18 protein-coding genes are annotated in these 19,793 nt (G+C 38.7%); 1 reads left to right on the top strand and 17 read right to left on the bottom strand.

What is annotated here, in order from left to right; all coding sequences use genetic code 11:
* Positions 1-113: 113 nt before the first annotated feature.
* Positions 114-383: a 30S ribosomal protein S15 gene (gene rpsO, locus ACFIK0_RS04130; protein WP_375611819.1), complete on the bottom strand. Its 270-nt coding sequence runs from the start codon at positions 381-383 to the stop codon at positions 114-116.
* 314 nt (positions 384-697) lie between these two features.
* On the opposite strand from rpsO, the gene ACFIK0_RS04125 reads away from it, so the two are divergent.
* Positions 698-2,326, top strand: coding sequence for an MFS transporter (locus ACFIK0_RS04125; RefSeq protein WP_375643392.1), 1,629 nt, complete (start codon positions 698-700; stop codon positions 2,324-2,326).
* A 461-nt stretch (positions 2,327-2,787) separates the two neighbouring features.
* Here ACFIK0_RS04125 and truB read toward each other — a convergent pair whose 3' ends face one another.
* From truB to tsaB, 16 genes are all read right to left on the bottom strand, one after another.
* Complete coding sequence (truB, locus tag ACFIK0_RS04120; protein ID WP_273790592.1) at positions 2,788-3,750, bottom strand: tRNA pseudouridine(55) synthase TruB; 963 nt, start codon at positions 3,748-3,750, stop codon at positions 2,788-2,790.
* A 4-nt stretch (positions 3,751-3,754) separates the two neighbouring features.
* Complete coding sequence (rbfA, locus tag ACFIK0_RS04115) at positions 3,755-4,162, bottom strand: 30S ribosome-binding factor RbfA (RefSeq protein WP_375637598.1); 408 nt, start codon at positions 4,160-4,162, stop codon at positions 3,755-3,757.
* A 123-nt stretch (positions 4,163-4,285) separates the two neighbouring features.
* The gene (gene infB / locus ACFIK0_RS04110; protein WP_375663550.1) at positions 4,286-6,805 is read right to left on the bottom strand and encodes a translation initiation factor IF-2; all 2,520 of its coding nucleotides are present in this window, start codon (positions 6,803-6,805) and stop codon (positions 4,286-4,288) included.
* Positions 6,802-7,437 carry an RNA-binding protein gene (locus ACFIK0_RS04105; protein ID WP_273790589.1) on the bottom strand — a complete coding sequence of 212 codons (636 nt, stop codon included), beginning with the start codon at positions 7,435-7,437 and terminating at the stop codon, positions 6,802-6,804. Before ACFIK0_RS04105 ends, infB begins: the two co-directional genes overlap by 4 nt.
* Positions 7,438-9,069, bottom strand: coding sequence for a transcription termination factor NusA (gene nusA / locus ACFIK0_RS04100; protein ID WP_375631074.1), 1,632 nt, complete (start codon positions 9,067-9,069; stop codon positions 7,438-7,440).
* A gap of 47 nt (positions 9,070-9,116) precedes the next feature.
* Positions 9,117-9,767, bottom strand: coding sequence for a ribosome maturation factor RimP (rimP, locus tag ACFIK0_RS04095; RefSeq protein ID WP_273790647.1), 651 nt, complete (start codon positions 9,765-9,767; stop codon positions 9,117-9,119).
* 127 nt (positions 9,768-9,894) lie between these two features.
* Positions 9,895-10,596, bottom strand: coding sequence for a tRNA (guanine(46)-N(7))-methyltransferase TrmB (locus ACFIK0_RS04090; RefSeq protein ID WP_375631073.1), 702 nt, complete (start codon positions 10,594-10,596; stop codon positions 9,895-9,897).
* Complete coding sequence (metK, locus tag ACFIK0_RS04085) at positions 10,593-11,861, bottom strand: methionine adenosyltransferase (RefSeq protein WP_273790586.1); 1,269 nt, start codon at positions 11,859-11,861, stop codon at positions 10,593-10,595. The genes ACFIK0_RS04090 and metK overlap by 4 nt, the downstream gene beginning before the upstream one ends.
* Before the next feature lie 130 nt (positions 11,862-11,991).
* Positions 11,992-12,405 (bottom strand): helix-turn-helix domain-containing protein, encoded by a 414-nt coding sequence (locus ACFIK0_RS04080; protein WP_273790585.1) that lies wholly within the window; start codon positions 12,403-12,405, stop codon positions 11,992-11,994.
* Between the two features lie 148 nt (positions 12,406-12,553).
* Positions 12,554-14,188: an apolipoprotein N-acyltransferase gene (gene lnt / locus ACFIK0_RS04075; protein ID WP_273790584.1), complete on the bottom strand. Its 1,635-nt coding sequence runs from the start codon at positions 14,186-14,188 to the stop codon at positions 12,554-12,556.
* On the bottom strand, positions 14,151-15,176 hold the full coding sequence (locus ACFIK0_RS04070) for a hemolysin family protein (RefSeq protein ID WP_273790583.1): 1,026 nt from the start codon (positions 15,174-15,176) through the stop codon (positions 14,151-14,153). Before ACFIK0_RS04070 ends, lnt begins: the two co-directional genes overlap by 38 nt.
* A gap of 108 nt (positions 15,177-15,284) precedes the next feature.
* Positions 15,285-15,752, bottom strand: coding sequence for an rRNA maturation RNase YbeY (gene ybeY / locus ACFIK0_RS04065; protein ID WP_375637600.1), 468 nt, complete (start codon positions 15,750-15,752; stop codon positions 15,285-15,287).
* Complete coding sequence (locus tag ACFIK0_RS04060) at positions 15,749-16,873, bottom strand: PhoH family protein (RefSeq protein ID WP_375663570.1); 1,125 nt, start codon at positions 16,871-16,873, stop codon at positions 15,749-15,751. The genes ybeY and ACFIK0_RS04060 overlap by 4 nt, the downstream gene beginning before the upstream one ends.
* A gap of 159 nt (positions 16,874-17,032) precedes the next feature.
* Positions 17,033-18,409 carry a tRNA (N6-isopentenyl adenosine(37)-C2)-methylthiotransferase MiaB gene (gene miaB, locus ACFIK0_RS04055; protein ID WP_375631070.1) on the bottom strand — a complete coding sequence of 459 codons (1,377 nt, stop codon included), beginning with the start codon at positions 18,407-18,409 and terminating at the stop codon, positions 17,033-17,035.
* Between the two features lie 31 nt (positions 18,410-18,440).
* Positions 18,441-18,932: a ribosomal protein S18-alanine N-acetyltransferase gene (gene rimI / locus ACFIK0_RS04050; RefSeq protein WP_273790580.1), complete on the bottom strand. Its 492-nt coding sequence runs from the start codon at positions 18,930-18,932 to the stop codon at positions 18,441-18,443.
* The gene (gene tsaB / locus ACFIK0_RS04045; RefSeq protein WP_375663549.1) at positions 18,932-19,618 is read right to left on the bottom strand and encodes a tRNA (adenosine(37)-N6)-threonylcarbamoyltransferase complex dimerization subunit type 1 TsaB; all 687 of its coding nucleotides are present in this window, start codon (positions 19,616-19,618) and stop codon (positions 18,932-18,934) included. Before tsaB ends, rimI begins: the two co-directional genes overlap by 1 nt.
* Positions 19,619-19,793: the final 175 nt, after the last annotated feature.

Here is a 19,793-nt window from a genome sequence, read left to right as displayed (position 1 = left end):
TGAAACGATGAGCAGTCCTATCCCATAATAACTTATCAGTTTTTAAAATTTTTAATTAAAAGCAACACATTGAAAAAATGGGTGGTTTTTTTAATACCACTTCCATTTTTCTTTTAGCGACGCAAACCTAACTTCTTTATAAGTGTCTGATAACGATTTTGGTCAACTCCTTTAAGATAATCAAGAAGACGCCGGCGTTGAGACACCATCTTCAAAAGACCACGACGAGAATGATTATCTTTTTTGTGAGATTTAAAGTGGTTTGTTAAATTAGAAATACGTTCAGAAAGTACAGCAATTTGCACTTCTGGTGATCCTGTATCACCAACTTTGTTTGCGTATTCTGCGACAAGAGCTTTTTTACGTTCAGCTGTAATCGACATCGTATTATCCTTTCCAAAAACGAAGAAACATAAAGCCACCCATAGCCGAGATGTCGTTCAGCAAGGGTCTGTGAGAAAACAGGAAAAGTCGAAGACTCTTACCTAATTTCGTTCTTATATAGGAAAGAAGGTTAAAATACTAGTCCTTGACAGCATTTTGAAGTCTTTCTTTAAATAAAAGCTTTTGTTTTGAAATATTGATTTAAATAGAGTTTTATGAGAAGTGTTTTAAACAATTATGCATCCTTTTGATACAAAGATTATGAGTGTGTGTGAGTGGTAACAAAAGTGATAAATAGCGTTGGAGGGAAAAGATGCAGAGCATTTCAACATTAAAACTTTTTCGTAATTCGGTATTTCGAAATTTATGGTCATCTACTCTTATTTCTAATTTAGGGGGGCTGATACAAGCTGTTGGAGCAGGGTGGTTAATGGCGTTGATTAGTTCTTCGCATTCCATGGTTGGGCTCGTTCAAAGTGCCACAACATTACCACTTGTTATGTTTTCTTTGATGGCAGGGGCATTAGCTGATAATTTTAATCGGCGTCAAATTATGTTGTGTGTACAGATTATGATGATGGTCATATCGATGAGTTTATCTGTTTTAGCCTATATGGGATTTCTAACACCTTGGCTTTTGTTATGTTTTACGTTTTTGATTGGATGTGGCACAGCTTTTTATAATCCTTCTTGGCAAGCAACGATAGGAGATATTGTGAGCAGGGAAAATATTCCTGCTGCTGTTAGTTTGAATAGTGTCGGCTTTAATTTGATGCGGAGTGTTGGTCCTGCGATTGGTGGTGCCATCATTGCAACTTTAGGGGCATCGGCTGCTTTTTTGTTTAATGCTATAAGCTATATTCCTCTTATTGGTGCGTTGTTTTTCTGGAAGTCGAATTATGAAAACAACTCATTGCCACGAGAAAGGCTGTTAGGAGCTGTCTCAGATGGTTTGCGTTATGTTGCGATGTCACCTAATCTCTTAAGTATTATGGTTCGAGCGTTCCTTTTTGGTATAGGAGCAACTTCTATTTTAGCACTTTTGCCAATTGTTGCGCATAAAGTTCTTGGAGGAAGTGCCCTTCTTTATGGTACATTGCTCGGTTGTTTTGGGTTAGGAGCCATGACAGCAGGTATTATTAATGCAGTTGTACGGCATCATTTTCGTTCAGAAACAATTATTGCAAGTGCATTTATTGGTTTCGCCTTTTCTTGCTTTTTATTGGGAATCAGTCGTTCACTGATTATAAGCCATATTGCTTTATTTCCTGCAGGGTTATGTTGGGTTTTGGCCTTATCATTGTTTAATACATCTGTACAACTCTCTACACCACGCTGGGTTGTTGCACGTTCTTTAGCTCTTTATCAAACGGCAACTGCCGGGGGGATGGCTATTGGAAGTGCAATCTGGGGAGGTTTAGCTGATGGTTATTCTCCAACAATTGCTTTGAGCGTTTGTTCTTTATTCTTGATTTTTGGTGCTCTTGCAGGGGTAAAATTTAGAATTCAAGAAATTCCTCAGATAGATTTAAATCCTCTTGATCATTTTAGAGAGCCGGAATTATTACTCGACCTCAAAGCAAGAAGTGGCCCGATCATGATAATGATTGATTACCAAATTCATGAAAATGAACTCGAAGAGTTTCTCAAAGTGATGACGCGTCGACGCCATATTCGATTACGTGATGGTGCGCGTCAGTGGGTCCTTTTACGAGATCTTGAAAGACCTGAATATTGGACAGAGGCTTATCATATGCCAACATGGGTAGATTATTTACGCCATAATCATCGTCGTACAAAAGCAGATGCAGAAGTCAATAAGCGTCTGCGTCATTTAAATTGTGCTCCTAACGGTATAAGAGTGCACCGTATGATTGAACGCCAAACAATACCTCAAGCCAATGAGATGCTTTTAAAAGTTTCCTCTGATCATCTCCCTTAGGGTTAAAACAGTTTTTGTAAATATTAAATATGTTAATATTATTTCGATCAATTTGTTAGCTTAATCATAACAAAAAATTGCTGTTTCAATAGTTAATAAATTGATTTATAACGGTTATTTACAATTTTTCATGTTGAGTGATAGTTCTGAAAGTCTTAAGCTTTTCTCGTTTCAAATCTATTTAGAGTAAATCAGTCCACATCTTCGCTTGCACATTACAAACGAGGGCTAAAGTATGAGTAAAAATGATTGAAAAAGAAATAAAAAGCCTCTTATGAATCCTTTAAATGCAAGGATTATTGCGACATTAAGAGGAAAAAGTGTGTGGTGGTGTTAGCTTATAGCACTGACTTAAATTTTGATATGAATACGGTAAATATAGACAATGAAAAGCACCATATTTTTCTTAATTGATAGAGAAAAATATCTTTCCGCAAAAGGTGGTTGTGGAAAAGAATCGATTAAATTGTGAAAATCCGCTTTGGTTTAAATAGACCTTTGTCGAGAATGCCAATAGCAAGAAGTTGTTCCTTATAGAGGACACAAATTTCCTCTTCATCAAGAGGTACTTTGTGATGATTCAAGAGGATAGAATGACCCTTGATAATTCTCTGTGCTTGAGTTTCATTAAGGATATAGTGAGGGAGGCAATCTAATGCGGCACTTGTGTCAATTAAGAGCCCATCGAGTGTTGAGAAGTTTTTTTCAAAAGAACGATTATTTTCATCTGTAGTATTTTTATTTGGCGGAATGGCCGCTTTTAGTTCCTCCCATGTAATGAGATCTTCTTCATCAAAAGGTGCGACGGCAATACGTCTTAAATCAGCAATATGCCCATAGCAACCGAGATCACGTCCCATATCGCGTGCTAAAGAGCGCACATAAGTTCCTTTTCCGCAGGTTATTTCAAAGACAGAATGCTCTTTGGTAGGCATTTCTAATAACTTGAAAGTTTCTATTTCCACTTCACGGGGCGGAATTTCAACAACTTCCCCTTCACGCGCTAAATCATAGGCACGATTTCCGGCAATTTTGATTGCTGAAAATTGTGGAGGTGTTTGCAAAATAACACCTGTATATTGAGGAAGAAGAGCAAGTATTTCTTCTTGTGTTGGACGTTTGAGAGAAGTTTTCGTTATTTCTCCTTCTAGATCATCTGTTGAGCGCTCTTGCCCCCAAGCAATATGAAAACGGTAAGTTTTTTTGCCTTGCATCACGTAAGGGACGGTTTTGGTTGCTTCGCCCAATGCAATAGGAAGGAGACCAGAAGCAAGAGGATCAAGTGTACCCGCATGTCCTGCCTTTTGAGCATGAAAGAGCCATTTGATTTGTGAGACAGCTTCTGTTGATTTCATTCCTTTTGGTTTATCAAATATGACCCAGCCAGAAACAGGACGCCCTTTTTTCTTGTGTTGCCGCGCCATATCTTTAATCCTCATCTGTATCGCTATGGTGAAGATCGCGTGCAACCTCAGGCGAGCGAAGGAGAGCATCAATTTTTGAAAAATTATCAAAACTATTATCAAGTCGGAAACGCAGTTCTGGCATATATTTCATTTGTCGCAACGCATGACTGATTTCTCCACGGAGAAAACGACTATGTTTATTGAGGGTATCAACAACATCGGTATGAGAAGCATTTTTAAGAGTGCTGAGAGGTGATACAAAGCAAGTAGCAATTTTTAAATCTGGTGACATGCGTACTTCAGAGACAGAAATAACAATATCTTTTAAGATATCATCAAGCAAAATATCACGCTGTAATATATGCGCTACTGCATGACGTACTTGCTCTGCTACTCTAAGTTGCCGTTGTGATGGTCCTGCATTTTTCATCAAAGTTTTATCCTTGCTACAAGATCTCTTTTTTTGACCATTTAGATAAGGAAAAAAAGATATTGTGTATAAAATCTAATAACTTTTTCTCATTTTATAACAGAATAAGGTTATTGGATTATTTTATAATGTGCGATTAATATGTTCGATACGGAAGGTCTCAATGATGTCTCCTGCGCGCATGTCGTCATAATTTTCAAAGGCTATTCCACATTCTTGACCACTTTGCACTTCACTGACTTCATCTTTAAAGCGTTTGAGTGTTTTCAGCTTTCCTTCGTGAATAACGATATTATCGCGGATAAGGCGAACACCGGCTCCTCGTTCTATTTTACCTTCTGTAACACGACATCCTGCAACTTTTCCAATTTTTGTAATGTTAAAGACTTCTAGAATTTCAGCATTACCAAGGAAAGTTTCACGCTGTTCTGGTGAGAGTAATCCAGACATGGCAGCTTTGATATCGTCAACAAGATCATAAATGATGTTATAATAACGAATTTCAATTCCTTGTGTTTTAGCAAAATCACGTGCCTGCTTATTGGCTCGAACATTAAAGCCAATTACAGCAGAGTTAGAAGCTTCCGCAAGAGAAATATCACTTTCGGTAATTCCGCCAGCACCAGAATGTACAATACGCGCACGAACCTCATCATTTCCGAGTTTTTCCAATGCTGAAGCAATTGCTTCAATTGATCCTTGCACATCCCCTTTTATAATAAGAGAAAACTCCTTAACACCAGTCGTTTGCAATTTTGTCATCATCTGTTCAAGAGAACCACGCGAACCAGTTTGCCGCGCAACAGCTTTATCACGTGCTAATCGTTGACGATATTCAGAAATTTCACGTGCTTTTGCTTCATGTGTGACAACAGCAAAACGGTCTCCGGCTTGTGGTGTTCCTTGCATTCCTAAAATTTCAATCGGTGTAGAGGGAACGGCTTCTTTGACATGGCGGCCATGGTCATCAATCAAAGCACGCACACGACCCCATTCATTTCCGGCAACTATAATATCAGAAGGGTGTAATGTACCTTTTTGAACAAGAACTGTTGCAACAGATCCACGTCCGCGATCCAATTTGGCTTCAATGATAACGCCTTCTGCAGTTCGTTGAGGATCTGCTTTCAGATCAAGCATTTCAGCCTGAAGAAGGATAGCTTCGAGAAGTTTATCAAGATTTTGACCAGTTTTAGCAGAAACTTCAACGTCCAAAGTTTCACCGCCCATAGTTTCAACAAACACTTCATGTTGTAGAAGTTCTGTACGTACTTTTTGTGCATTCGCAGCTGGTTTATCAATTTTGTTGATAGCAACAATGATAGGTACACCAGCAACTTTCGCATGATTGATTGATTCAATCGTTTGGGGCATAACACTATCATCAGCGGCTACAACGAGAACAGCAATATCAGTAACACGAGCTCCACGTGCACGCATAGCCGTAAATGCAGCATGACCAGGTGTATCAATAAAGGTAATTTTTTGACCGTTTTGTTCTACTTGATAGGCACCAATATGCTGCGTAATACCTCCTGCTTCGCCAGAAACAACATTTGCTTTACGAATAGCATCCAAAAGAGAAGTTTTTCCGTGGTCAACATGGCCCATAATGGTTACAACAGGGGGACGCTGCTGCATGTTTTGAGGATTATCTTTTATATTAAAGATACCTTCTTCTACGTCAGATTCTAAAACACGTTTAACAGTATGGCCAAATTCAACAGCGATGAGTTCGGCAACATCTGCATCAATAACATCGCCAGGTTTCATCATTTGTCCTTGTTTCATCAAGAATTTAATCACATCAACAGAACGCTCCGTCATACGTTGTGCGAGCTCTTGAATGGTAATCGTTTCAGGAAGAACAACTTCGCGAGAAATTTTTTCTCTTGGTTCTTGATTTTGTGCACGCTTAAACTTTTCCTGTCTACGCCGCATTGCAGCCATTGAGCGCCCACGTGCGTTTCCTTCTTCATCCAGTGCACTATTCAGAGTTAGCTTTCCGCGTCGCCGCTCATCAGCTCCTTTGACAACTTTTGGTACACGTATTTCTGATTTAGCAGGATTAGCACGTCGACTATGCCGTTCTTCCTCTTTATTGTCATCTATTTTGCGTTTTTCAATCACGGTTGTGTTTTTAGGCGCAATAGGAATATCTGTCTGTTCAATGAGAGGGGGAACAGGTGGAGTCTGTACTGGTGATATTTCTTCTTCTTGTTGGAGATGTATTTCTTTTTCTTTACTTTCTTGCTGTAAAATTTCTTCACGCTCTTTAGCGCGTCTTGCTTCTTCTTCGGCTTGTTCTCGCGTTATTCTTTCTTGGATATGTGCTTCTTCTAACGCGCGAAGTCTCGCTTCCATTTCAGTTGATGAAAGATTGCTTTTGGACACAGATTCTTGAGGCTTTTTTCCCTCAAAACGCGGTTTAGAACGCTGGGGGGCCACATGCGGCTTTGTAATGGGCTGTAGGGTTTCAGCTTTTTCATCAGGTCGCGTAATTTTACGCCGTTTGGTTTCGACAACGACAGCCTTCGTACGGCCATGACTAAAATTTTGTTTAACCGTGCTCGTTTCCAAGACAGACCTCTTGAGAGTTAGTGTCTTCTTGACGGTTGTTTTGTCGTTGTTATTTTCACTCATTGTACTTCCTTCACGGCTTGTGCCGTCATCTCACTAGACTTACTATGCTTGTCGTCACGATAGCTGATCAATTTACATGTCGTTTTGAGAAATCCTTCAGCAGCCTTTGTGTCCAGTAAGGCCGCGTGCATTACAGGATTAGAGCCAAAAGCCACTCGCATTTCATCACTTGTAAATAAAGATATGGTTTTTATAGTCCGATTTGTTTGTTGTTGTATTGAATGGATGGCCTGTGCAATTTTTCGTTTCCCATCTTCTGTTGTTTCTTTAGCATGAAGTACAAGAATAACTTTACCAGAGCGGATAGCAGCGTCAACCTTTGTTGCTCCCATAACAATTGCTCCCGCTTTTCGTGCCATGGAAAGGCTTGAAAGAGCGGCTTTTAGTAAAAGCGTATCAATAACATGCACAAGATTTGGTGCAACCTCAACATCTGTTTTAAAATTTCTATGAAAAGCTTTCTGTTTTATTGCTTTCTCAATAACAGCGTGATGGGCGGAAATCCAAACGCCACGCCCTGGTAAATTCGCTTTAAGATCAGGAACAATTTGGTTATTGGGACCAATAACAAAACGGATCAGCGTTTGTGCTGAAGCATTTTTTCGGGTCACAATGCAAGTCCGTTCATTCATTTAAAGTGTATCCACATCCAAATCATCTATTTTTTCATTTTCTGTAGAATTTTCATCTTCTACAGGATTTTCTGTAACAAGATCAGCTTGGTCTATCCAGCCTGCTTGTACACGTGCGGCTAAAACCATAGCTTCTGCATCTGCGCGTGTAATGTCAAAAGGGGTTAAAATACCAGAAAAATTCTGTGTTTGACCTTCTTTGCGTTCTCTCCAACCAGCTAAATCATCAACGGCATAGCCAGCAAAGTCTTCTATCGTTTTTACACCATCCTCACCTACAGCAACCAACATAGCACTTGTCATTCCAGGAAGTGTTCGCAATTCGTCAGAAACTCCGAGCTTTTTGCGTTTTTCATCAAGTTCTTTTTCTTGATGATCAAGATATTCGCGGGCACGACTTTGGATTTCAGCGGCGGTATCATGGTCAAAACCATCAATAGAAGCGATTTCTTCAAGATCAATATAGGCGATTTCTTCAATAGAAGAAAAACCCTCTGATGCCATAACCTGTCCGATCATTTCGTCAACCTCTAAGGCTTCCATAAACAATTTACTCCGTTCAGTAAATTCTTTTTGACGATTTTCAGATTCTTCCTTTTCCGTTAAAATATCAATGTTCCATCCTGTTAGCTGTGAAGCCAAGCGAACATTTTGCCCACGTCGTCCAATAGCAAGGCTAAGTTGATCATCTGGCACAATAACTTCAATCCGTTCAGCATCTTCATCAAGGATAATTTTAGAAACTTCAGCAGGTTGCAGTGCATTAACGACAAATGTTGCCGCATCAGGCGACCAAGGAATAATATCAATTTTTTCGCCTTGTAATTCAGCAACAACAGCTTGTACACGACTTCCTCGCATTCCAACGCATGCTCCAACAGGATCAATGGAACCATCGCGTGAAACAACGGCGATTTTAGCCCGTGAACCTGGATCACGAGCTACAGATTTGATTTCTATAATACCATCATAAATTTCTGGCACTTCCATAGTGAAAAGTTTTACCATAAATTGGGGATGTGTGCGTGAAAGGAAGATTTGCGGCCCACGCGTTTCACGGTGTACATCATTGACAAAAGCACGAATGCGATCTCCATAGCGGAATGATTCACGAGGAATTAATTCATCACGGCGCACAATAGCTTCACCGCGCCCTAGATCAACGATGACGTTACCATATTCCACACGCTTAACTGTACCAGAAATAATTTCACCAACTTTATTTTTGAATTCCTCATATTGCTGATCACGCTCTGCGTCGCGTACTTTTTGTACAATAACCTGTTTAGCAGATTGTGCTGCGATACGTCCAAAATCCATAGGAGGTAAAAGATCAGCAAAAAAATCACCAATTTTTGCTTCTGCTTGATGTTTGAGAGCATCAGACAAAGTAATTTCCGTTGTATAGTCTTCAACGACATCAACGATTTTAAGCAGGCGCTGTAATTTAATTTCACCTGTTTTAGAATTGATTTCAGCACGGATATTGGTTTCTTGACCATAACGAGAACGTGCTGCTTTTTGAATAGCATCAGCCATCGCAGAAATGACAATTTCACGGTCGATTGACTTTTCACGTGCAACAGCATCTGCAATTTGCAGAATCTCAAGCCTGTTAGCGCTTGTAGCCATCAATTTTCTCCTTCTTTGTGCCACACGATGGGTATTCCCCTGTGATATTATTTTTTGAAATTGAGCGTCTGTATAGAGTCGTTAGCGTTCTCTTCGGCAATGAATTGTTGACTTAAATCTTTATTTTGTTTCAATGCATCGCGAATAAGCTCATCGGTAAGCACTAAATGTGCATTTATGATATCACAAAAGGAAATAGGGGTATACATGGCTTCTCCATAAGCAGCTTTATCGGTGTTTAAAATAAATCCATCTTGCGTGATATTTGTAAGTGTCCCGCGAAATTTTCGGCGCCCATCAATTATTATTTTTGTTTCAATTTTTGCAAGATGCCCTTGCCAATGAAAAAAATCAGATTTTCTTACCAATGGACGATCAATTCCAGGTGATGAAATTTCTAAATGATATTTGCGTTCAATAACATTTTGGACATCAAGGAGTGGGGAAACAGTTCGACTAACAGTTTCACAATCTTCTATGGTCATAGAACCATCGGCACGTTCAACCATAATTTGAAGTGTTAAACCATTTTGACCAAGAAGTTTTACACGAACCAAACGAAAACCTAAAGGTTTAAGTAGTGGTATGACAAGAGCAGCAACCTGTGCTTCGATACCCTCTTCTTCAAACAAGCGCGGTTCGTCAAGATTGCTTATTTTTTCAGCTTCGTTCATACATTTTATCCAAGTTGTTTTCATCAGTTTTATGATATTAAAAAAGAGCGGGTCCAACGGCCCACTCTTCATCATAAGACCAAGAATTTAACTATTGATACTCTTAAATTCAAAATTTTTCAAGTTGTTTATGAGAAAAGCGCTTGATCATTTATTTCTTGATAAAGGTAAGATAGGCAGGCGTTCGTCCTTCGCGTAAAGCTTTTGCTTCATAGCGGGTTCCACTCCATAGTGGATAAGGGAGTTTCCAGTCTTGAGGGCTTTCTGCTTTCCATTCAAAGTGATCATGTTGTGCACAATGGTACAAAGTCCAGTTTACATAACTGTCTATATCGCTAGCAAAGCGAAAAAATTTCCCTATTTTAAGAACACGAGCAAAACGGTTAAGATTTTTTATGTTGATGAAACGTCGTTTCCAGTGTTTCTTTTTCGGCCAAGGATCAGGATAGAAGAGGTCTATTCCATCAAGCGAGTTATCAGGGAGCCAATCAAGGAGGCGTGTAGCATCATCATTATAGAGGCGAAGACGATTTTGATGGTTTTGATGCTGTTCAAGAGACAACAATATTTTTGCCATGCCATTGATAAAGGGCTCGACGCCGATAAAACCAGTTTTTGGAAAATATTCCATTTCATGAAGTAAATGTTCACCTCCACCAAAGCCGATTTCAAGTCGAATTTCTCTTACTTTGCTTGAAAATAAGGATGTAAGGTTTGAAGGAGGAGGAACATTTAAATCAATATTAAAATTGGGGAGAAGCATTTTTATACGTGTAAGCTGACTGTTTCGAAGTTGTTTTCCTTGTCGGCGTCCAAAAAATGCTTCACTCTTACGTATATTATGTTTAATCATGGGATTTGGATCATTGTTTGAAGCGTTTTCACGAGATCAGTTTTTTCCCATGAAAACGAACCATCGTTTTTTGGTTTACGACCAAAGTGACCATAGGCAGCTGTTTTTGCATAAATAGGTTTATTGAGGTCAAGATGTTTTCGAATGCCGGTAGGTGAAAGGTCCATTATTTTGCGGATGGCTGCTTCAATAACTTTTTCATCGACTTTTCCTGTTCCATGAAGATTAAGATAAATAGATAAAGGTTGTGCGATACCAATTGCATAGGAGAGTTGAATGGTGCATCTCTCTGCTAAATGAGCAGCAACAATATTCTTAGCCAGATAGCGTGCCGCATAGGCAGCAGAACGATCAACTTTTGTTGTATCTTTTCCTGAAAAAGCACCGCCTCCATGGGGTGCTGCACCTCCGTAAGTATCCACAATAATTTTGCGTCCCGTTAATCCGGCATCGCTTTGAGGTCCTCCAATAACAAATTTTCCTGTTGGGTTAATATACCAACTGCATTGAGCTGCAATGGGAATGTCATGTAAAGCTTGGCGAATGTAAGGCTCAACCACTGTACGTACTTTATTGGAATCCCAGCTTTCATCAAGGTGCTGCGTTGAAAGAACGATGGATGTGACCTCTATTGGTTTTCCATTTTTATAGCGTATGGTTATTTGGCTTTTAGCATCTGGTCCTAATTTTCCAGTTTCTCCCTCTCCTTTATGTCGGGCTGCGGCAAGAAGTTTGAGAATTTTATGCGCATAATAAATTGGTGCAGGCATGAGATCAGGTGTTTCACGGCAAGCATATCCAAACATGATGCCTTGATCACCTGCTCCTTCTTCACCGTGCCGATCCGTAGCATTATCAACCCCTCTTGCTATATCAGCTGATTGGGGGCGCAAAAGAACATCAATTTTAACAGTTTTCCAATGGAATCCTGCTTGTTCATAGCCAATGGTACGAATAGCACGGCGCGCTGCTGTACGAAAACGTGTAGGATTAATGAGTGGAAAGCTAGTTTCATCGTAGATGAATTCTTTATTTTTATCTTTTTTTAATAGCGTATCGGGAACACGTACTTCACCAGCGATAACAACACGGTTGACACTGACGAGAGTTTCACAGGCAACGCGTACTAACCATGGATCAGTACCAGTCTTTTCAGCTTCTTTATAGATCATATCAACGATTTCATCGGAAATACGATCACAAATTTTATCAGGATGTCCTTCCGATACCGATTCGCTCGTAAAAAGATAATCTTGATGCGGCATAGGAACTCCTTCAAAAAAGAAAACCAACGATTTAATTAATTGCTTACTAAAGTCGCTACCATTTGCTAATTCTGTAGCAAATCGTCAATGCAAATTTATATGAATAAAAGAGAAAAGATATAATTTTAATTTATAACTTATTTGTCACATCTTCCTCAGAAAGTGCTTTTGCCAAGTCAATAATTTTTCGACGCACTTTAGCATCAGATATATTTGTAAAAGCGCGCATGAGCTGAATCCCTTCGCTGCTAGAACAAAAGTCTATAAAATTGTGATCACTTTCGGCAAAACCCTCTACTTGTTGGGAGGTAATACCTTTATCAAAAAAGTAAGAAACAGGAACATCCATAATTTCTGCTATCGCTTGAAGACGACTGGCACCAATACGGTTTGTTCCTTTTTCATATTTTTGGATTTGCTGAAAAGTAATTCCTAATTTTTCACCTAGTTTCTCTTGAGTGAGTCCTAAAATATTACGACGTAAACGGATACGAGTTCCAACATAGATATCTATAGGGTCAGGTTTTTTTCTAGTTTCGGTCATAATGCAACTCTTTATTTCCAGCACTTTTCTTCTAAATCAACATCATATTTATGCGAAGCTGATTTATCATATAATTAAAACAATATGTAATATTTTTTCCCAATACTACTGGTACACGCAACATAATGCCGTACAAAGGGCACTTGAATCATTTAAGCTGTTTTGTAGAACCAAAACCAACACGACACAATAGCATAAGGATGAATAAGATAAAAGTAGAGAAAGTTCTGTATTCATTGCTTCCTATAGGGGTAATGGATGATGGAACTTGTGAATCAATAATGCCCACAGCATTTTGTCGAAGAGCTACAACGATTCGTCCATAAGAATCAATAACAGCTGATATGCCATTATTGGCTGCCCGTATGAGGGGGATTCCCAGTTCAACGGCACGAAGCTGTGCTTGTTGAAGATGTTGATAGGGTCCAGGTGTTACACCAAACCATGCATCATTTGTAATATTAATAATTGCTTGAGGTGGGGAGCCTTGAAAAGTCATTTCATGGGGAAATATTGCTTCATAACAAATTAAGGGTAGATAAGAAAATCCGTTTGGCATTGTAACAATTTTGCGCACACTTGCAGTACTATATCCACCAATATTATCGGCAAGGGTACGCAATCCAATTTTTTTCAATAAATTCTGATAAGGAAGATACTCACCAAAAGGAACCAAATGAAGTTTATCGGAGGTATTTAAAATATTACCTTGAGCATTAATGACTGCAATTGTATTAAAATATTGTGTTTGGGAATGAGGTAGATCATTGCTGGCGCGTATTGCTCCGATAATAGCCCATTGTTTAGGTTTTAAAAGAGAGGCAATGCGCATTGTGATAGATGAGTTATCATAAAGAAGGTAAGGAACGGAAGCTTCCGGCCATATGATAAAATCGGGTTCTGAATTTTGATCGGTTGTTGGTGTTGCACTTAGCTTCATATGCGCTTCCAACATAGCTTCTCGTGTATTATCACGCAATTTTATATTTTGTTGGATGGACGGTTGAACAATACGCACCCAATAAGCACTTTTTTGATCTTCAGCTGTGTTTTCTATAGTATGAAGACGATAAAACCCAAAACCACAGTGAATGAATATAAGTGATAAGCAAAGAGAAAGTGCCACTTTCTTTTTTTCATTCGTTAATAAAACAGTTGGCAAACTGTAGGCTAAGACAGCAAGAATATTCATTCCGTAAAGTCCTACGATTGCATCAGATTGCATGAACATTGGGGTTGGCATGGCTGTATAGCCAAGAGAATTCCATGGAAATCCTGTGAATAAAAACGCACGCAACCACTCGGATAATCCTAATGCAAAGGCTAAAACAAAAAAGCGTGCTATTCCTTTTGTCCATAATAAACCGACAATGAAACCAGAAAAAAACCAATAAAGAGAAAGGTAGAGTGGAGGGAATAAAATGGCTAATGGGACTGCCCAACCAAAAGAATCTGGATCTGTTAACAAAGCATTGCATAGCCACCAAAGGCCGCAAATAAAATAACTAAAACCAAAGGTTCCACAGCTTAAAGCGTAAGTAAAAAAATGTTTTTTATTGTTTTTGGTGGCCCGTATTGAGTCAAGTAAAACAATAAAGAGAGGGAAAGTTAAAAAGCAAAGAGGTGTTAAATAAAAGGGTGGAAGTGCAAAAGAAGTAAGAGCACCACACAGAAATATCCATGCTTGGCGCTTCCAGCCTGTAACAGAGAACAAAAAAACGATGAAATTGTTTAAAAACGCTGGACTATTCTTTAGGGATGGCATTGTTCTCAAGATTCTCATTTTTGGGAATGCGAAAAATGCGCAATCGTTTAATCCGGCGTTTATCAGCTTCTAAAATACGAAATCTATAGCCAGGTACAGCTTCGACAATTTCACCTTTAGCAGGAATGCGATCAAGAATGGAGACGATCAAACCACCAATAGTATCAACTTCATCACCATATTCCCCTACGATAAAATCAGGACCAAGAGCTTTCTCCACATCTTCTAGTTCAGTTCTTGCATCAACGAGCCATTTATTATTTGGTTCACGTACGATAGCATTGTCGACATTATCATGTTCATCTTCGATATCCCCAACGACTAACTCAACAATATCTTCCATTGAAACGAGACCATCTGTTCCTCCATGTTCATCAATAACTAAAGCCATTTGAGTTCGTGTAGTTTGCATCCGTGTTAATAATTTGCTCGCAAGCATAGAACTGGGAACAAAGAGAACTGTTCGGATCAAATCCAATTCACCGATTGGAGTATGCAAGTCTGTATGGTTTAATTGAAGCAAATCGGATTTTTGTTCGGTTTTTGTTGGGTTGATAATAAAGCGAGTGATGTAGTTAAGAATATCGCGGATATGGATCATGCCGCGCGGATCATCTAAAGTTTCAGCATAAACGGGTATACGAGAATGACCAATTTTTGCAAAACATTGAAGGGTTTCTCCAAGAGAGGTGTTTATTTCTAATGCTTCGATTTCAGAACGAGGTATCATAACATCATCCACGCGTGCTTCACGTAAGCGTAAAATGTTATGCAGCATAGTACGTTCTTCAGGTGAGAAGAGGGCGGTATCTTTTTCATTGTTAGTCGTGAGTGCAACGGTAAGATCATCGCGCAGTGACGTAGATGCACAATTACGACCCCGTAAGAATGAAAATAAATGATTCATCAGGGAATATTTCTCTGTATGATTCGTCTGTTGAGAGGGGTCTTTTTCATTATTAGAAGATGCTTGACTATTATTTTGTGCATTTATTTTGTTTGCCATGGTTTTGAAATCTTTTAGACTTTCTTTTTATAACAGATAAATAAGAGGCTTTAAATGGTATGCTGGTAATATTGATTTTAAAAGTTAAATTTTATCATTGATAGACAATTATGCGTAAGGATCTTTTATGGAAAGCTTTTGAAGAATTTCTCTTTCGAGCTTTTCCATTTTATATGCTTCATCATCAGTTTCATGGTCATAACCAAGCAGATGTAAGATACCATGAACAATCATATGCGTTAAATGATCTTGAAATGTTTTTCCTTCTTTCTCTGCTTCGAAAACAACAGTTTCTCGGGCAATAATAATATCACCGAGCATGGGACCAGGTTGATTTCCAGCTTTAAGTGGAAAAGCAGGAAAGGATAATACATTAGTGGATTTGTTTTTGTTGCGCCATTGTGCATTGATTTGTGCCATATGTTCATCATCCGTAAAAAGCAGGCTAATCTCGCTTACAACATTTTCCAATGAAACATGATGCATAGTCGCCATTAATGCTTTTTCAGTGATATTATAAAGCATTTTCTCATCATTCCACCCTGCGCTTTTAATCATTATATCAATAATAATCATGATGAATCAAATTCATTTTTTAATGCATCGCATGCGAATGATTTTTTTTTATTTTGTATTTCGGAATCACGATCATAAGCACGAACGATAGCAGCAACAAGTGGGTGGCGTACAACATCTTTTTCATCAAAATGCACAATTGCAATATTTTCTACATTTGAAAGAATGCGAATTGCTTCAATGAGACCTGATTTTTGCCCTGTAGGCAAATCAATTTGGCTTACGTCACCGGTAACAATCATACGCGTTCCTTCTCCAAGACGTGTGAGGAACATCTTCATTTGCATGGGGGTAGTATTTTGTGCCTCATCAAGAATAACAGCAGCATGGGCAAGTGTTCGTCCGCGCATAAAGGCGAGAGGAGCAATTTCTATGACACCAGAAGCTAAAATGCGTTCTATTTTTTCAGCGGGCATCATATCATAAAGAGCATCATAAAGTGGTCGTAAATATGGGTCGACTTTTTCTTTGAGATCACCGGGAAGAAAACCAAGATGTTCTCCAGCTTCAACAGCTGGACGTGAGAGAATAATTCGCTCAATGATACCACGTTCTAGAAGCATTGCAGCATGAGCAACAGCAAGATACGTTTTTCCTGTTCCTGCTGGTCCTACACCAAACACAAGTTCAGTATGCTCCATAGCGCTTATGTAAGCGTCTTGTGTTGGAGTTCTTGCATGAATTATTTTTTTATGGGTACTCAACCGTGCTGGTATACGTTTCGTTGCAGATTTGTGTGTTATTGTGTCTTCTTTCTGCTTCTTTGGTATATTTGCCATAGCAATCGCTCCTTTTATATCTGATAAAGTGAGCTCTTGATGTGTTTTGGCACGTTCATAAAGCTGCTGCAATACATATTGCGCACGTTTTATAACAGAAATATTTCCACGGATTAAGACTTCATTACCACGCGGATGAATACTAAGTTCGAGTTTTTTTTCGATATAAGCGAGATTTTCGTCAAATTTACCAAAAACTGCTTTTGCATATTTATTATTTTCGAAAATCAAAACAACTTGGCTCACATCTGAAGCGCTTGTTTGTTTCAAGGTATCAGCCTTTTCAAGGGACATATTTACTTTTTCTTTAATACGCTTTATTTTTTCGGTTGAAGCTTTCAGCCTATTCTCCATATCTACATAAACATTGCACATTTTGTTAAGTAAACTTTATAAAAGACAATTTTTACAAAAAGTGCACGCTTTAGATGTAATCATTTTCTTTTAAAATAAAAGAGTTTTCAAAAATATTTATTTTTGAACAAGGTGTTAGAGGCATGTTTATCTATTTGTCACTTCACCAACAAAACTGTTTGAGCTGGCATTTTTAATATGAATTTCTATCACGCTACCTGTAGAGGCTTCTGTATCGACAACAACAGGTAAAAGCCAAGGGGAACGCCCTACCATTTGCCCTGAGTGACGTCCAGGTTTTTCGATGAGAACGTTCGTTTTTTGATCAATTTTAGAACGCAAAAACGCATTTTGTTGCTCAAGGAGAAGGGCTTGTAAATGTTGAAGTCGGGAATCTTTTACAGATTCATCAACATGATTTTTCATTGTGGCTCCCACTGTTCCAGGACGGGGGGAATATTTAAAAGAATAAGCTGAACTGTACTGTACTTGTTGAATAAGTTTAATGGTTTCTTCAAAGTCTTCATCTGTTTCTCCTGGAAACCCTACAATAAAATCGCCTGAAAAGGCAATATCTGGCCGTGCGTTTCGAATTTTTTCGATAAGATGAAGATAATGAGAGCTTTTGTGTTGTCTGTTCATGGCTTTTAAGATGCGATCTGAACCTGATTGAACAGGAAGATGGAGGTAAGGCATTAACATATCAAGATCTCGATGCGCGGCAATAAGGCTATCATCCATATCACGTGGGTGGCTGGTTGTGTAACGCAAACGCTTTAAACCATTGAGTTTTGCAAGATGATAAAGAAGATCGCCAAGACGCCAAGTTTTGCCATCAGCACTTTGTCCATGCCAACCATTGACATTTTGTCCAAGCAGCGTAATTTCTTTGACACCCGCTTCGATGAGTTGGCGGGCTTCCTCGGTAATTTGCTCGACAGACCGTGATATTTCAGCACCGCGTGTGTAAGGAACAACACAAAAAGTGCAAAATTTATCGCAACCTTCCTGTACTGTTAAAAATGCGCTAACACCTCGTTTTCTTACCGCATGTTTATTATGGGGCGGCAAATGAGCAAATTTATCTTCAACAGCATAGTCTGTTTCGATAATTTTTTTTCCTTGTTTTGCTTTTTCTAACAATTCTGGCAAGCGATGATACATTTGCGGACCAATAACAAGATCCACTGTTGGAGCACGGCGCAAGATTTCACTTCCCTCAGCTTGTGCAACACAACCTGTTACACCAACCATCAGGGGTTTATCAGGTGTGCGCTCTTGACGCATAACGCGCAAACGACCAAGATCAGAATAAAGTTTTTCTGCTGCTTTTTCACGAATATGACAGGTATTAACAAGAATAAGATCGGCATCATTGGGAATTTGTGTTGTCACATAGCCTTGCGAACTGAGGCTATCAGTCATCCGTTGGCTATCATAAACATTCATTTGACATCCATAGGTTTTGATAAAAACCTTTTTAGGAGCAACAGGAGGCGTATTTTTAGGATTTACTTTATTCATAGCGCATGTGTAAATGTTTTTTACACAAATCTCAATCTATTTGCTTAAAAGTTTTTTGCATGATAATTGCATCACCACGACCATTTTTTGACGCGTAGTAGGCAAGACGTTCAGAAATTTTTTGAAATTCAAAGCGTTGATAAAGGTTCAAAGCAGAAAGATTTGTGGCTTCTACTTCCAAGAATAATTTTATAGCGCCCTTGTCGTGAAGATGGTGAACTGTACGATCGATAAGAAAGGTACCAATTCCTTGTTGACGATAATGAGGATGAACAGCAATTGTGATGATTTCTGCTTCATCAAGGATGAGACGGCATAGGCAAAAGCCTAAAATTTGATCAGAGCGATCAATGAGAAAAACTTTGTATCCGAAGATAGAGTGATCTGTTAAGAAATTATCAAAAGCTTGTTTTTCCCAAGAAGGGGTAAAACAATGTTGATGAATTTGATGAAGAGAAGCACTATCATTAACTTGTAGCGGAGCAATTCCAAAAATCTTTTTTGTCAATGAAAATTTGGGCATTATTTTTTTTGTGGCAAAGCAAAATTGGTTTGTTGTTTTGCATCAGCGCTGCGTAGATAGAGTGGGCGAGGCGAATTTTTTGATTGTTTGTTTGCAGCAAGATAAGCATAGTTTACAATATCGGCCGCTTCGCAGGGGATTTTTTCTAGGACAATTTTTTCGTGTATTTTATGGTTTTTAATATGTTCCATAACGACATCAGCAGCTGGGCCAGTCAGTCGGGTTTTTTTGGGCAAATCTTCGAGGATATTTTCAATTGTTTTTAATCCCGGCTCTCCCAAAGGTGTGAGATCATTATGAAAATTTTGATGGTAGAACATTCCTCTCCCTGCTTCAATGACAACAGTAATTGCCGATACTGTACTTTTACTGTTTATGACTTGTGCTGCTAACGCTTCAAGAGCACTCACTCCAACAGCTGGTATTTCAAGTGCTAATGCCAAAGCGCGTGCTGTTGCAACACCGACACGTACACCAGTAAATGATCCAGGTCCAATATTGACAGCAATACGCTCAACTTGATCAAGCGTCATATCGGCTTGTTTCATTATTTGTGTAATCTGCCCAATAATTTTTTCGGCATGTCCTTTGTTCATGCGTTCATTGATACGCGCAATAACAGATTTATGACGAATAAGCGCAACAGCACAATAAATTGAAGCAGTATCTATAGCAAGGATAAGCATAAAAATATTTTAGTTGAATAAAACGATAAATAAAAGTCCTGCTGTATTTTTAATCTTTTCATTATCGTATATTTCATTTGTAAGAAAGTTACTAGTGCCAATAAGCAACAATATCTTTTTATGAGATAGAACGAGATGTTAATTTAATCCCTATTATTTCACTTTTTGAATGAGT

The sequence above is a fragment of the Bartonella sp. CL63NXGY genome (genome assembly GCF_042194905.1).
In the GTDB taxonomy this organism is placed as follows: Bacteria; Pseudomonadota; Alphaproteobacteria; order Rhizobiales; family Rhizobiaceae; genus Bartonella.
Note: the sequence above shows the minus strand (reverse complement) of the source record. Positions and strands in the feature narration are given on the sequence as shown.